We start from the raw sequence: 14,354 nt of genomic DNA on the forward strand, positions 1-14,354 counted from the left end.
GCGCTCGGCCAGATCGCGCAGATTTTCCTGCTTGTTGCCGGTTTGCACACCATAGCCGATGTAGTCGTCTTCATGCATCAGCTCGTGCATCTCGGCGCCGCTCAAACCCACTTTCTGTTGTTGCTGGCTTAGCTTGGCGGACGTGTGCAGCATGTCGATCGAATCCTGCATGGACGAACGCGCGGCATCGCAAGTGCCGCTGGGCTGATCCTGGCAAACGCCCAATCCCCATGCGTCCAGCGCGTAGAAGGTAACTCCATACTTATTGGAGTTCTTAATCAGGGACGCCCAGTAATCCACGTGATCCGGAGGTTTCACCAGGCCGTTACTGATCAACAACACAGTCTTCTGAAAAGGCAAGGGACTAAGTTGCTGAACCAATGCAGTCAAAGCGTCGAGTTCGCGCATGCCCACCAGGGAACTGAACTCCATGTTGCCGCGCGCGCTTAGCGGATTCTGAGCCGTGGCGAGTCCGGTAAGCGCCGGATCCGCCGTCGTCGTCGCCGAAGCTGAGTTCGTATTCGCGTTGCTTTGCGACGTTGTCCCCACATCGGAAACCGGCGATGTCAGAGTCATTGCGCTGATCAGCCCGGCGCTCGTCGGCGCACTGAGGTCCACGCCCGCAGTTCCGGCCAGTTGATTGGTCGCGGCTTTCCTGACCGCGCTGACCAGCTGCGCGCGATTATTCGAAAACGGAGTCAGCGATCGCATGCCGCTTTGATCCAGCGTGAAAATGCCGATGTAGGTGTTGGTGCGCAGCTCGCGATCCACCACCTTCTCGGCCGAACTGATAGCGAGCTGGCGCGTATTTTCGTCGATATCGTTCAGCACGAGGCAGATCAGATTCACGGCGCGCAAGGGATTCAGCGCGCGTGCAACCTGCGGAGCGGCGACCGCGCTGTTTGCGGCCGATCCCGTCGCGGCGATTTGACTCGTCGTTAGCTTGGCGTCCTCGGCGTGGGCTTCGGTCCCGCGAACAAAATGAAACGACCGGATCGGCGCGGGCGTGCCGTTATCGTAAACCGTCATCTGCCCGGCATTCAGGTTATTTACCAAACGGCCGTGCTTATCGCGCACCACCACGTCGACCACGACTTCGCGAACCGAACTGCGGATGGTGGTCTCGCCATCGGACGCGGTGGCGGGGGCGGACTGGGGCGCGGCCTTTGCCACGAGCAGAAACGCGGCAGTGAGGATCGGGAGAGTGTGTTTCCACATGGAAGCGGCTTTCAGACTAGGACGGATTGCGCGGCTGCCCGCGTTACTAGTTTGACAGGCCGCCGCGCGGCGAATGCCCGCGTGATCAACTGGAAGACGTGAGCCGTACCGCTGCCATTGCCGGGGCCTCGGGTTTGGTGGGCAGCCTTTGTTTGAAGCTGCTGCTCGAAGACGAATCCTACGAGCGCGTGGTCGCCGTTTCCAGACGCGCGATTGCGGTCTCGCACCCGAAACTAAAGCAGGAAATCCTGGATTTGGGTGAGCTTGGGGCGCAGCCGGCGTGCGAATGCGATGCCGCTTTCTGCGCACTCGGAACAACCATCCGCACGGCCGGTTCGCAAGCGGCGTTCCGGCGCGTGGATCATGACTTCGTCCAGGCTTTCGCGCGATGGACACACGCGGGAGGCGCGCAATCGTTCGCGCTGGTTTCGTCGGTGGGAGCGAACGCGGCGTCCGGCAACTTCTATCTCCGGACGAAGGGCGAGGCGGAAGAATCGGTTAAGCAGGAAGGGTTCCGCGATACGCACCTGTTCCGGCCGAGCCTTTTGGTGGGGGACCGCGGTGAACGCCGATTCGGGGAATCCGTAGCCGCCGCACTCATGCTCCCCTTGCAGTTTGCGCTGATCGGACGTTTAAGGAGATACCGTCCGACCGCGGCGTTGGACGTCGCGCGGGCGATGGTCGCGGCGAGTTCGGCGCCGAACCCCGGGGTACACGTCTATGAGTACCCGGACATTGTCCGGTTGAGCCGATGAATTTGCTATACTTTGTTGGTTAGCAAACTCTTTCAGACACTTAGGCATGGCAAATCATTTATCAGCACAGAAGCGCGTTCGGCAGGAAGAGCGCCGCACCGAATTCAACCGGAAGAATAAGACGCGCCTGCGCCACTCGATTCGGGCGATGCGCAAGGCTTTGACCTCCAAAGACGCATCCGCCGCCAACGAACTGTTGGGCACGACCTTCTCGATGATCGATCGCTCGGCGCGATCGGGGATCATCAAGCGCAACACCGCGGCCCGTTATAAGAGCCGCATTCACGCCAAGGTCAAAGCTCTCGCGGCGAAGTAGAGCCTCGAGTAGCCCTCCGGCACGCAACGGCGCATCAGCGCTGCATAAACTTTCATAATGCGGGATGCTGTAGAAACCGTTTACACTCGGGACTCTACTACAAGGTGTCCCAATGAAACAGTCCCGGTTCCTGATGTGCCCGCCCACTCATTTTGACGTTGAGTACGTCATTAATCCGTGGATGGAAGGTCAGCTCAACGCCGCGAATACGCGACTCGCATCCGCCCAATGGAGCAGCTTCCATAAACTGTTGAGCGACGTGGCCGACGTGGCCCTGATGCCGCCGGTCAACGGGCTCCCCGATCTCGTTTTCACCGCCAATGCCGCTCTGGTCCACCGTGATTCCGCCGTGCTGAGCAGCTTCCGCCATCCCGAGCGCCAGCCCGAATCGCGCCACTATGCCGAGTGGCTCACGGCCGACGGATTCAATGTCCGAACCCTTCCCGATGGTATCCGGTTCGAAGGCGCCGGCGACGCGTTGATCGATCGCGGCCGCCCGCTCCTGTGGTTCGGTCATGGTTTTCGATCCGACCTGGCCGCCAAACCGTTTCTTGAACGATGGACCGGACTCGAAGTGCAACCCCTGCGTCTGCGCGACAGCCGCTTCTACCACTTGGATACCTGCTTCTGCCCCCTCGAAGAAGGACTGCTGATTTACTTCCCCGAAGCGTTCGATGAAGCGTCGAGAAGCGCGATCGAATCCCGCGTCCCGGCCGATCAGCGCTTCGCTCTCAGCGATGCCGAAGCGGTCACCTTTGCCTGCAACGCGGTCAACATCGGCAAGACCGTGATCCTCAACCACGCCAGCCCGGAGACGGCCGCCTGGCTCACCTCGCGGGGGTTCGATGTCGTCCCGTCCGGCGTCTCGGAGTTCATGAAAGCGGGGGGCGCCACCAAGTGCCTCTCACTTCGTCTGGACGAAGCCTAAGTGTGAAGTACGGCGCGAAGTTAAACAGCGCTCTGGGCAGCGGCCCAGTGTGTTAGGCTCATGTTGCGCGCCCTGAATTTGCGCGCCCACGAGGAGAAATAAAAATATGCCGAAGAACGCCCATCACGAAGCAGCGAAACACCACGATAACGCTGCCAAGGCACACCGGACTGCCGCCGACCATCACGAGAAAGGTGATCATAAGGCCGCTCACGAGCATTCGGAAGCCGCGCACGGTCACTCCGAAAAGGCTCACGCTGCATCGAAAGAGGCGCACGAGAAATCCAAGTCCCACGCCACGGCCGGAGCAGCAGCCACTAGCAAGTAAGACGCGTAAACAGACTGTTACACGAGAGGTGGCGGTTTTCCCCGCCACCTTAGTTTCCTTCGACCTCCCGTCAACACGGTCCTCTTATCCGCGCTGATTATCTGCGCTGACCATTAGAATGCCCCCCGGGCGATACGGGATAATCGACTTATAATCTCCACGGTCGGCGCCGGGCAACTTATCCGGCCGGGCCTCCTCGATGACAACTCCCGACGCAATACTCAAAGCGCTACCCGCTGTAATCGATCCGGTCTGCGGCATGACCGTAAATCCGCTCAAGGCCGCCGCAACCGAAGACCACGCCGGCCGGACTTACTACTTCTGCAGCAAAGGATGCGCCGCTAAGTTCCACGCCGATCCCGGTCTCCACTTACAACCGCAACCGGCGCCCGCCACCGAGCCCGTCAAAGCCGCCGAGTATACCTGTCCGATGCATCCCGAGATCGTGCGCTCCCAACCCGGCCCGTGCCCGATCTGCGGCATGGCGCTCGAGCCGCGCGAAATCGTCCTCGGCGATAACGCCAATCCGGAGCTTGCGGATATGTCCCGCCGGTTCGGAATCAGTCTGGCGTTCACCATTCCACTGCTGCTGCTCATGTTCGCCCACCCCGGCGCGCGGCTGCATTGGATCGAGTTCGCCCTCGCAACTCCCGTTGTCCTCTGGTGCGCGCAGCCGTTTTTCCAGCGAGCTTGGGCCTCCATCCTGAGCCGGAACCTCAACATGTTCACGCTGATCGCGCTCGGCACAGGATCGGCGTACATCTACAGTGTCGCGTCGCTCCTATCAAAGCGGGGCGAACTCTACTTCGAGTCCGCCGCTGTCATCGTCACGTTGGTGCTCCTCGGGCAGGTTCTCGAGCTGCGCGCCCGCAGCCGGACGGGCAGCGCTCTCCGGTCCCTCCTCGGCTTGGCGCCCAACAGCGCGCGTGTGATCCGAGCCGGCGGAAACGAGGCAGACCTTCCGCTCGACCAGGTGGCCGTCGGGGACCGCCTGCGCGTCCGCCCGGGCGACAAAGTTCCGGTCGACGGCATTGTGCTCGAAGGCGGCAGCAGCATCGATGAGTCGATGGTCAGCGGCGAACCTATCCCTGTTGAGAAGACTCCCGGCGATCGGGTAATCGCGGGAACAGTCAATGCAACCGGCAGCTTCATCATGCGCGCGGAACATGTCGGCGCCGAAACCCTGCTTTCGCAGATCGTGCGGATGGTTAGTGAAGCGCAGCGTACCCGCGCGCCGATTCAGCGCTTGGCGGATCTTGTCGCGTCCTACTTCGTTCCCGCCGTAATCGCCGCCGCGGCGCTCACCTTCGCGGTGTGGTCGATCTGGGGACCGGAGCCGCGCTTATCGAACGCGCTTGTCAATGCCGTCGCTGTCCTGATCATCGCCTGTCCTTGCGCGCTAGGTCTCGCAACGCCGATGTCGATCATGGTGGGCACGGGCCGCGGCGCGCAGGCCGGGATTCTGATCCGCAATGCCGAAGCGCTCGAAATGCTCCGGAAAGTGGACACGCTGGTGATCGACAAGACCGGGACGCTTACCGAAGGCAAGCCCAAACTCGTGACAGCGCCGGAACACAGTGAAGTGCTGCGCCTCGCCGCGAGTCTGGAACAAGCCAGCGAGCACCCGCTCGCCGCCGCCATCGTCGCGGGCGCAAAGGAGCGCGGCCTCAAACTCCCCGGCGCCGAAGACTTCCGCTCCTTTACCGGCAAAGGCGTTACTGGCCGGGTCGACGGCCGCCAGGTCGCCGTCGGCAGCGCCGCACTATTTGAAGAGTTCGGCATTAACCCTCGGCCGCTCGCCCAACGCGCCGATGATCTGCGTTTGCAAGGTCAGACGGTCATGCTGGTCGCGGTCGACGGCAGCGCGGCCGGTCTCGTCGGGGTTGCGGACCCGATCAAGCGCTCCACGCCCGAAGCGATCGCGCAGCTCCATCGCGAACACATGCGCATCGTCATGTTGACCGGCGATAACGCCATCACCGCGCGTGCAGTGGGAACGAAGCTCGGCATCGACGAGATACATGCCGGCATTTTGCCCGCGGAGAAAGCGGAAATTATCAAGCGTCTCCAGTCCGAAGGCCGCACGGTTGCGATGGCCGGGGATGGTGTCAACGATGCTCCCGCGCTCGCGCAGGCGCAGGTCGGAATCGCCATGGGAACGGGCGCCGGCGTCGCCATGGAAAGTGCGGGCATCACTCTGGTGCAAGGCGATCTCCGCGGCATCGCTCGCGCCCGCGCACTGAGCCGCGCGACCATGCGCAACATCCGGCAGAACCTCTTCTTCGCTTTCGTCTACAACCTACTGGGCGTGCCCATCGCCGCGGGCATTTTGTACCCGTTCTTCGGCATTCTGCTGAGTCCGATGATGGCCAGCGTCGCCATGACCTTCAGCTCTTTCTCGGTGATCGTGAACGCGCTGCGATTGAGACGCGTGAGCCTTTAGTTGCGCGGTTGGTTCGTGCAGTAACTTAAAACCAGCTCTCCGTCCAGGCCGGAGGACGATGGCTCCGGCATCGTTGGCGTAACCGATCTTACCGGTCGTTGGTAACATGTATTTATCGGGGCGTGGCTCAGCCCGGTAGAGCGCCTGCTTTGGGAGCAGGATGTCGCGTGTTCGAATCACGCCGCCCCGACCAACCTACGCCGGATACTTCCGGGCTGTCTCATGTATCATTCGGACCCGCCGCAGCAGAGCTTCCAGCCGGTCCAGGCGGAGGGCATTCGCCCCGTCTGATAATGCGCGTTCGGGATGGTCATGAACTTCGACAAACAAACCTTGGATGCCCACGGCACTAGCAGCCGACGCCAGAGTCGAGATGAATTGCGGCTGCCCGCCCGACGATCCTCCCGCGCCGGACGGGAGCTGCACGCTATGCGTCGCGTCGAAGACCACCGGAAATCCAATGTCGGACATGATCCTCAGACCGCGCATGTCGACAACTAAGTTGTTATAGCCGAAGGTGGAGCCGCGCTCGGTCAGGATGATGCGCTCGTTACCGGTTGAGACGACTTTGTCCACCGCGGGCCGCATATCTTGCGGCGCCACGAACTGACCTTTCTTGATATTCACTACTTTGCCGGTGCGCCCCGCTGCTATGAGTAAGTCCGTCTGGCGGCATAGGAATGCGGGTATCTGCAGGATATCCACCGCTTCCGCTGCTTTCTCCGCCTGCCAGGGTTCATGAATATCGGTTAGTACCGCGTGCCCTTCCGCCCGCAAGTTTGAAAGGATACGCAAACCTTCGGAGATCCCCGGGCCGCGAAACCCGGTCAAGCTCGTGCGGTTCGCCTTATCGAATGAAGCTTTGAAAATGAATGGCCCCGCTATCTCGCGGATACCCGCCGCCATCCGGTAAACATGCTCTTCGCTCTCGATCACGCATGGGCCGGCGATAAGCGCCAGTTCCTCGCCCGCCCCGAAGCGGACCGGCCCGGCGCCGGTGATTAGTTCAATCGGCGCGGGTAAGTTCGGCAACTTCGAATAGTCTCGATTCGTTCAGACGGCGGCGCTTGTGATCGTAGGCGGCACTTACAAAAGACTGAAATAGCGGGTGCGGCTCTAATGGCTTGGACTTGAACTCGGGATGAAACTGGCACCCGAGAAACCAAGGATGATCGGCGATCTCACAGATTTCCACGTAAGTGCGATCCGGTGTCTCGCCGGTGATCTTTAATCCCGCGTCCGTTAGTTGCTCCTGAAATTCACGGTTGAATTCGTAGCGATGGCGATGGCGTTCACTGATATTCGTTGTGCCATAAGCTTCGTAGGCAAAGCTGTCGGGGTGCAGCACGCAAGGCCACGCGCCGAGACGCATGGTGCCGCCGAGTTCGTCGATACCTTTGAGTTCACGCAACTTATAGATGACGCGGTTGATTGTAGCTGGATCGAACTCCGTCGAGTTCGCTTTGTCTAATCCGGCTACATGGCGCGCGAACTCTATTACCATGGTCTGCATTCCAAGGCAGATGCCGAAGTAGGGAACTTTGTTTTCGCGGGCATACCGGATCGCCCGGATCATGCCTTCGATGCCGCGGTTTCCGAAGCCGCCCGGAACCAGGAGAGCATCGAAGTGTCCAAGCTGGCGCTGCCAGCCCTCCTGCTCCAGTCCGGCCGCCTCCACCCATTCAATGCGGACGCGCAAACGATCCCGCAGCCCGCCGTGCAGCAGCGCTTCTTTTAAGCTCTTATAAGAGTCTTCGTACTCGACGTACTTTCCGATCACTCCGATGGTCACATCATCGACGGGATTGCGGAAGCACTCGAGCATGTCGCTCCACTTTGTCAAATCGCGATCGCCGGCCTTCAGGTTAAGAAGCTTCAGGATTACTTCATCCACGCCTTCGGATGCGAAGGCGATCGGAATCTCGTAGACCGATTCCACATCGCGGGCAGTAACCACGGCGTGCGGCTCCACGTCGCAGAACAGCGCGATCTTCTCCTTCATCTCATCCGGCAGGAATCGTTCGGTACGGCAGAGCAGGATATCCGGCTGAATACCGATCGCGCGCAGTTCGCGGACGCTGTGCTGTGTCGGCTTCGTCTTGAGTTCCTGAGCCGCGGCGATCCAGGGAACCAGAGTCACGTGAACAAAGAGAGAGTTTTCGCGGCCGAGTTCGTGGCGCAGCTGGCGAATCGCTTCCAGGAATGGGAGCGACTCGATATCGCCCACCGTTCCCCCGATCTCCGCGATGACGACATCCACGCCCTCCGAGACCTTCCGAACCGCGTTCTTGATCTCATTCGTGACATGCGGAATCACCTGTACGGTCTTGCCCAGGTAATCGCCGCGGCGCTCGCGTTGAATAATCTGCTCGTAGATGCGGCCCGAGGTTAAGTTATTGGTTTGAGTTAGCCGCGCATGCGTAAAGCGCTCATAGTGGCCCAGGTCGAGATCCGTCTCCGCGCCATCGTCAGTGACAAAGACTTCGCCATGCTGAAACGGGCTCATGGTGCCGGGATCGACGTTGAGGTAGGGATCGAACTTCTGCAGCGAGACCTTCAATCCGCGGCTCTCCAGCAAGCAGCCGATCGACGCCGCTGCAATACCTTTACCTAGAGAGGAGACCACACCGCCGGTTACAAAGATGCACTTAGCCATTCTTTATACCTATGGCCGCGGGCTGAGCCGAACGTTCGAAGAGGTAAGTTACGCGTTCCAGGTCCTCGGGGGTGTCGACACCGAAACTTTCGTACTCCGTTTCGATGACACGAATCTTAAATCCATTTTCGAGGGCGCGCAATTGTTCGAGACGCTCGGCCTGTTCAAGCGGGCCAATCGGAAGATCGGGATAGCGCAGCAGGAAAGCGCGCCGGAACACATATAGGCCTGTATGTTTGAAGAACGCCGGGAGTTCGCCGCCGACGCGCACATGCGGTAGGGCGGATCGCGAAAAATAAAGCGCATTGCGATGGCGGTCGGTTACCACTTTAACGACATTGGGATCGCCGATCTCACGTTCGTCTTCGATGCGCTTGCTAAGCGTCGCCATCTGTATTGCAGGCTCTTCGATCAGCGGCAGGATCGCGGCGTCGATGGCGCCAGGATCGATGAGCGGCTCGTCCCCCTGTATGTTGACGACAATAGCCGCATCCTCGCTGGAAGCAACTTCGGCGACGCGATCGGTACCCGACGAGTGGTCGGAGCGGGTCATTCGCACCTGGGCTCCGAAGCGGCGCGCTTCGCATGCGATCCGCTCGTCGTCCGTCGCGACGAGCACGGCGTCGATATAGCGGGCCATCGAGACCCGTTCATGAACGTGCTCGAGGAGGGAGCGTCCGGCGAGGGTGGCGAGGGCTTTTCCGGGAAATCGGGACGAGGCGTACCGAGCGGGAATCACGCCCAGGACTCTGCGGGACACACGCTATGTTACTACAAAACTCACTGAAAATCCTGTATGCTAGACTGGCCGCATAAGAAGGAAGCGTGGAATGCGCGTTTTCCAGTTTGCCGCCCCTGGTCTGTTCATTGCGGCCCTAGTCACTTCCGTTTGGGCGGCGGAAACCGCGCAACCGTCTGACCCGATTCCGCCCACGGTCAACATCGAGCCGCGGGCCAAGCCGGCTGACAAGCAGGCTCCCACACCCAAGGCCAACATCCGCGTTGACACCAACGTTGTTCAAATACCTGTTACTGTCACCGACCAACTGAACCGTTTCGTGACCGGTCTGGAGAAAGAAAACTTCCGGGTCTTCGAAGACAAGTTGGAGCAGACGGTTTCTTATTTTTCCAGTGAGGATGCTCCCCTCTCGGTAGGTATCGTTTTCGATACCAGCGGGAGCATGGGGCAAAAGCTGGAGAAGTCCCGCCAGGCGGTCTCTCAGTTTTTCAAGACGGCCAATCCCGAGGACGAGTTCTTCCTGGTGGAGTTTAACGACCGGCCTGAGCTGACCTGCGGATTTACAAGCAGCTTCGAAGAGATCCAGAACAAGCTGACGTTTACTCAGTCAAAAGGCAGAACCGCGCTGCTGGATGCGGTTTACCTGGCCTTAAATACGATGCGGAAGCACAAAGAGGCTAACCCTCGCAAGGCGCTTCTGATCATCTCCGATGGCGGCGATAATAGCAGCCGGTATACAGAAAGCGAGATTAAGAACCTGGTTCGTGAAGCGGACGTCCAGATTTATGCGATCGGCATCTTTGAACCCATTAGCGCGCGGGGGCGCACGGCGGAAGAACTTTCCGGACCGGGATTATTGAGCGAGATGGCCGAGCAGACCGGCGGCCGCCACTTCCCGGTGGAGAACCTGAACGATCTGCCGGATATCGCGGCTAAGATCGGCATCGAACTGAGGAACCAGTACTTGATTGGTTACACCCCGAAGAATGCGACGCGCGATGGTAAGTATCGCCGTGTTCAAGTGAAGCTCGTTCAGCCCCGCGGGTTACCCCCGCTACGGGCAAGTTGGAGGTTGGGTTACTATGCGCCGACACAGTAGTGGAACTGCTCCAGCGGCTCTGGTACTCTTGGCGGCAGCGTTCGCGTTCCGCGCTTTTGCGCAGGGCAGCGGCGACTTCACTTATTCGACGAACACCCGGTTGGTTGTGCTGCCGGTGACTGTTCTCGATAAGAACGGGCACCTAGTTACGGATCTGACTCAAGGTCAATTTCAAGTCTTCGACAATAACCAGCCGGAAGCGCTCAAAGTGTTCAAACGGGAGGATGTCCCGGTCTCGATGGGAATCATCATCGATTCGAGCGGAAGCATGCGCGACAAGAGGGCGAAAGTTCAGTCCGCCGCAATCACACTCGTGAAAGATTCGAACAAAGAGGACGAAGTTTTTATCGTCAACTTCAATGATGAGGCGTTCCTCGATATGGACTTCACCAGCGACATCAAGAAGATGGAGCAAGGCCTTTCGAAGATTGATTCGCGGGGCGGCACGGCGATGCGCGACGCTCTTCGGATGTCGATCGATCACTTGAAAGAAAAGGGCAAGCGGGATAAACGCGTGCTGCTGGTGGTGACGGACGGCGACGATAACGCCAGCATGGTCAGCCTGGAGAACCTAACGCGGGAAGCGCAGAGCAGCGATGTCTTGATCTATGCCATCGGGCTCCTCAGTGAAGACGAGAAACGCGAGGCCAAGCGAGCCAAACGCGCCCTGGTGACGTTGACTGAAGCGACGGGAGGCATGGCCTTCTTCCCCAAGGAAGTCAGCGATGTCGAGCAGATCGCTCACGAGGTAGCCAAGGATATCCGCAATCAGTACACGCTCGGCTATACGCCGCCGGGCAGCGACGGTGCCTACCATACGGTTAAAGTCACCGTTAATGCTCCGGGCAAGCTGAACGTGCGAACCAGATTGGGCTACTATGCAACGCCCGAAGGCATGTCGACTCCCCACGGTCCCACCTCAGCCACGAAATGATTACGCTGATCTGGGAGATGGCGCGCGGATTTCGGCTGCGTCCCTGGAAGAGTCCGTATCTTCTTTGGAGGATTGAGACTTACTCGGGGATCCCCGCGGATCGGATTACTCCATCGAGATTCTTTACGTTTGGCTGGGAGTTTCGGAGGCAGCTGTTGCAGTACCTGCGTTGGGCGCGAGGTATGAGATAGACAGGTGCAGCTCGCGGCTGCACCTGGTATCTGGTGATTCACGTTCTATTTATTGAGGAGGATTGCTGCCCGATCCCGTCCCGGAGCCTGAAGTTCCAACACCTGACCCGGTGCCGGCCCCTGTTCCGGTAGTCCCGGAGGAGTTACTGGTCGATCCCTGACTTCCCGTGCTATTGCTATTACTTTTCTTGCGGCGAGACCGGCTTCTTGTCGTACCGGTTGTTCCACCGTTAGTGCCCGTACCGTTGTTCATTGAGGAACCGGTTCCCTGACTTGAGCCGGCGCTTGAACCCGAGCTCGCACCGTTCGTTCCGGACTGCCCGGCGCTGCTTCCCGCCGCGCCTGATCCACCTGCACCACCCGCGCCGCCGGCTTGCGCGAAAGTGACCGGCGTCGATATCGCGGCTGCGAATAGGATTGTAAGAAATTTCTTTTTCATGAAGATTCTCCTTGGAACTACTGTCGAGTCGGCATGAACACGTTACGTGCCTATCGTCGGGAGAACACAGATGTCACGTGATTAGCCGCCCTAAACAATAAACATACAGATCGCCGCGACACCCATGGCAATCGCGCAAGTCCAGCCGAGCACATTGATCAGTAAAGGATTTGTAGCTTCCCCCATTACCTTACGGTCATTAGTTAATAACAGAACGAGAACGATCAACGGGGGCGCGAGCACGCCGTTCAAGACTGCGGCGAGAAATAGCATGCGGACGGGGTTGATACGCGCGAAATCCAGACCGACACCGAGCACAATCGACACGGCCAGTACCGAATAGAACCGCTTGCCGATGGACGGCCGCATATTTATCGACGCCCGCCACGCAAACGATTCCGATACGGCGTAGGCGCAGGATCCCGCAAGTACAGGCACGGCTAGCACCCCGGTTCCCACAATTCCCAGCGTGAACAGCAGATACGCGGCGTTGCCGGCCAGCGGCTTCAAAGCTTCCGCCGCCTGTTGCGCCGTTTCGATATTCGTGATCCCGTGAGCATGCAGCGTCGTCGCATTGGTAAGAATGATGAAGTACATGACCAGGTTAGAGAAAAACATTCCTACCATGACATCGTTCCGGGCGGCGCGCAGCTCTTGCGGAGTGGCTCCGCGGCGCTGCATGATCGTCTTACGCCCGTGTTCACGTTCTTCTTCGACCTCCTGCGACGCCTGCCAGAAGAATAAGTAAGGCGAGATAGTCGTCCCTAAGATGCCCACCAATACGGAAAGGTACTCCCGGTTCCAGTGAACTCTAGGTAACACCGTGGCCATGAACGCGGCCTTCCAATCGGGCTGGGCAAGGAACGCATCGATCACATAGGCGAACAATACCAAGGTGAGTAACTTGAAAGTTTGCGCCACTCGTTTGTAAGACGACACAATTAGAGCGGTAACAATTCCGATCGCGAATATTGGCGTCCAAACGAACGCCGGAATTGGGGTGACCATCGCCGCCGATTCCGACATCCCGGCTAAGTCGGCCCCGATGTTAAAGACGTTCGCAATGATCAGCAGCGCGCAAGCCGACCGAAGTACCCAACGCGGATAACGTTTGCGGATCACTCCGGCGAGTCCGCGCCCGGTCACCAGGCCCAGGCGGGCGCACATCAGCTGAACGGCGACCATCAAGGGAAACGAGAATACGGCGGTCCAGAGGCACGAGAGCCCGAAGGTTGCGCCGGTAACCGAGTAAGTGGAGATGCCGGAGGGGTCGTCGTCGGCGGCACCGGTGATCAGGCCGGGTCCGAGCTGCTCGAAAATCTCGAAGAAATGGGCCGGAGACCGTTTCGGAGCTGGAGTATCGGGGGTTACCGGAGCGGTTTCCAAAGCGCTAGACCAGTTAACAGTCTATAGTGCGAGGAGTCCTCATGAGAATAGAAGCAACTGTTTGGATGGCGAAGGTCCGAAGTAGGACCGGAGAGCATTGGCTTCATCCAGGCGATCCCAGCGCTCGCAGATCCAGACGAGTTCGCGGGCGCACGATTGCGGTTCGATCCCGGACTTCAAGAGTTGCTGGAAAACCTCGTAGGCTTCGGCCAGCCGGCCGGCTGCGGCCAGGGCGCGGCCGGCGGCCAGGCTTACCTCATCTATGGGGATGTGTACAGCTTCGGTGGTGAAAAGGATCGAGGTCTGGCCGCAGAGCAGGATCGGATCGAGCGCCGCTTGCGGAGCGTCCAAAACCAACAGGCAGCGTCTGCCTGAGAGCATGTCGCGCACCCGCCGGCAGTTGTCTTCCGGCGGACCGTCGAGCGTCATCCGCAACTGCGCGCCGATCTCTCCGGCGATCTGCGTGAGCGTTCTGCCGACCGCGGGAATCCAGCAGACCGCCGAGAAATCGTATACGGCCTGCTGCGCGAAACGCGCGGCCATCGCTCCTGGCGCTGCGAGTGTTCCGGGCCGGTCGGCGAGAGCGCGATACAGGAATTCGAGATCCGGGGAGAAAGTCATGGACGCGGAGGTCCCCAGCTGGATGCTGTGCAGCCAGCGCTTCAATTGGCGCATGGCGGTGAGCCGCTCGGCCGTAGCATCGAAAAGCCTCAATCCGCGCCGCAGACGGCCCGGAAACACGCAGTCCTGTAAGAGAAATATCGCGATCTTAGCGCCATCGGCAGCCGGAGGATGCAGGAAAGGCTCCCAGCTTTGCAGGGGCCAACGGGCAGGGTTGGATGCGGGCGATAGTAAGAGAACGAGAACGTGTTCGGACAAGCCTGATTCCGCGGCGGCAAACAGGTCCTGGCCCGGTTGGATG

At 59.6% G+C, this 14,354-nt stretch carries 13 protein-coding genes and 1 tRNA gene; 7 read left to right on the forward strand and 7 right to left on the reverse strand.

From position 1 onward, the window contains the following. Nucleotides 1-1,218, reverse strand: a 1,218-nt coding sequence (locus tag H1Y01_RS03875; protein ID WP_180538961.1) for a VWA domain-containing protein, incomplete at its 3' end; no start/stop codon positions are given. A 98-nt stretch (nucleotides 1,219-1,316) separates the two neighbouring features. Here H1Y01_RS03875 and H1Y01_RS03880 point away from each other — a divergent pair. The 5 genes from H1Y01_RS03880 to H1Y01_RS03900 all read left to right on the forward strand — a co-directional run bounded on the left by H1Y01_RS03880 (nucleotide 1,317) and on the right by H1Y01_RS03900 (nucleotide 6,181). Then, a complete protein-coding gene (locus H1Y01_RS03880) occupies nucleotides 1,317-1,973 on the forward strand; it encodes an NAD(P)H-binding protein (protein ID WP_180538962.1) in 657 nt (218 codons plus the stop codon). Between the two features lie 46 nt (nucleotides 1,974-2,019). Continuing rightward, entirely contained in the window at nucleotides 2,020-2,289 is a 270-nt protein-coding gene (rpsT, locus tag H1Y01_RS03885) for a 30S ribosomal protein S20 (RefSeq protein WP_180538963.1), read from the forward strand. A 112-nt stretch (nucleotides 2,290-2,401) separates the two neighbouring features. Then, entirely contained in the window at nucleotides 2,402-3,217 is an 816-nt protein-coding gene (locus tag H1Y01_RS03890) for a dimethylarginine dimethylaminohydrolase family protein (RefSeq protein WP_180538964.1), read from the forward strand. A gap of 527 nt (nucleotides 3,218-3,744) precedes the next feature. Further along, nucleotides 3,745-5,988, forward strand: a complete 2,244-nt coding sequence (locus H1Y01_RS03895) for a heavy metal translocating P-type ATPase (RefSeq protein WP_180538965.1) — start codon at nucleotides 3,745-3,747, stop codon at nucleotides 5,986-5,988. Nucleotides 5,989-6,104: 116 nt separating this feature from the next. Then, a tRNA-Pro gene (locus H1Y01_RS03900) sits at nucleotides 6,105-6,181 on the forward strand. Nucleotides 6,182-6,183: 2 nt separating this feature from the next. Here H1Y01_RS03900 and kdsA read toward each other — a convergent pair. Genes kdsA through kdsB form a run of 3 tightly spaced genes read right to left on the reverse strand, consistent with a single transcriptional unit; the run spans nucleotide 6,184 to nucleotide 9,404 of the window. Further along, nucleotides 6,184-7,020, reverse strand: coding sequence for a 3-deoxy-8-phosphooctulonate synthase (kdsA, locus tag H1Y01_RS03905; protein ID WP_257644409.1), 837 nt, complete (start codon nucleotides 7,018-7,020; stop codon nucleotides 6,184-6,186). Further along, nucleotides 6,995-8,644 (reverse strand): CTP synthase, encoded by a 1,650-nt coding sequence (locus H1Y01_RS03910; RefSeq protein ID WP_180538966.1) that lies wholly within the window; start codon nucleotides 8,642-8,644, stop codon nucleotides 6,995-6,997. Before H1Y01_RS03910 ends, kdsA begins: the two co-directional genes overlap by 26 nt. Further along, complete coding sequence (gene kdsB / locus H1Y01_RS03915; protein WP_180538967.1) at nucleotides 8,637-9,404, reverse strand: 3-deoxy-manno-octulosonate cytidylyltransferase; 768 nt, start codon at nucleotides 9,402-9,404, stop codon at nucleotides 8,637-8,639. The genes H1Y01_RS03910 and kdsB overlap by 8 nt, the downstream gene beginning before the upstream one ends. A gap of 70 nt (nucleotides 9,405-9,474) precedes the next feature. Here kdsB and H1Y01_RS03920 point away from each other — a divergent pair, with 70 nt between their 5' ends. Both H1Y01_RS03920 and H1Y01_RS03925 read left to right on the forward strand, forming a co-directional pair. Beyond that, nucleotides 9,475-10,482 (forward strand): VWA domain-containing protein, encoded by a 1,008-nt coding sequence (locus H1Y01_RS03920; RefSeq protein WP_180538968.1) that lies wholly within the window; start codon nucleotides 9,475-9,477, stop codon nucleotides 10,480-10,482. Next, complete coding sequence (locus tag H1Y01_RS03925; protein ID WP_180538969.1) at nucleotides 10,466-11,416, forward strand: VWA domain-containing protein; 951 nt, start codon at nucleotides 10,466-10,468, stop codon at nucleotides 11,414-11,416. Before H1Y01_RS03920 ends, H1Y01_RS03925 begins: the two co-directional genes overlap by 17 nt. 240 nt (nucleotides 11,417-11,656) lie before the next feature. Here H1Y01_RS03925 and H1Y01_RS03930 read toward each other — a convergent pair whose 3' ends face one another. The 3 genes from H1Y01_RS03930 to H1Y01_RS03940 all read right to left on the reverse strand — a co-directional run. Beyond that, entirely contained in the window at nucleotides 11,657-12,046 is a 390-nt protein-coding gene (locus H1Y01_RS03930; RefSeq protein ID WP_180538970.1) for a hypothetical protein, read from the reverse strand. Nucleotides 12,047-12,136: 90 nt separating this feature from the next. Next, nucleotides 12,137-13,432 carry an Nramp family divalent metal transporter gene (locus tag H1Y01_RS03935; RefSeq protein WP_219341241.1) on the reverse strand — a complete coding sequence of 432 codons (1,296 nt, stop codon included), beginning with the start codon at nucleotides 13,430-13,432 and terminating at the stop codon, nucleotides 12,137-12,139. A gap of 39 nt (nucleotides 13,433-13,471) precedes the next feature. Next, the coding region (locus tag H1Y01_RS03940) for a hypothetical protein (RefSeq protein WP_219341242.1) at nucleotides 13,472-14,354 on the reverse strand (883 nt) is incomplete at its 5' end.

The sequence above is a fragment of the Nevskia soli genome, assembly GCF_903970205.1.
Lineage (GTDB): Bacteria > Acidobacteriota > Terriglobia > Bryobacterales > Bryobacteraceae > Bog-113.

Bases quoted from the DNA above. Each gene is read 5' to 3' on its own strand.
- H1Y01_RS03925 (WP_180538969.1), top strand. From the start codon at position 10,466: ATGCGCCGACACAGTAGTGGAACTGCTCCAGCGGCTCTGGTACTCTTG.
- H1Y01_RS03895 (WP_180538965.1), top strand. From the start codon at position 3,745: ATGACAACTCCCGACGCAATACTCAAAGCGCTACCCGCTGTAATCGAT.
- H1Y01_RS03920 (WP_180538968.1), top strand. From the start codon at position 9,475: ATGCGCGTTTTCCAGTTTGCCGCCCCTGGTCTGTTCATTGCGGCCCTA.
- H1Y01_RS03890 (WP_180538964.1), top strand. From the start codon at position 2,402: ATGAAACAGTCCCGGTTCCTGATGTGCCCGCCCACTCATTTTGACGTT.
- H1Y01_RS03910 (WP_180538966.1), bottom strand. From the start codon at position 8,644: ATGGCTAAGTGCATCTTTGTAACCGGCGGTGTGGTCTCCTCTCTAGGT.
- rpsT (WP_180538963.1), top strand. From the start codon at position 2,020: ATGGCAAATCATTTATCAGCACAGAAGCGCGTTCGGCAGGAAGAGCGC.
- H1Y01_RS03930 (WP_180538970.1), bottom strand. From the start codon at position 12,046: ATGAAAAAGAAATTTCTTACAATCCTATTCGCAGCCGCGATATCGACG.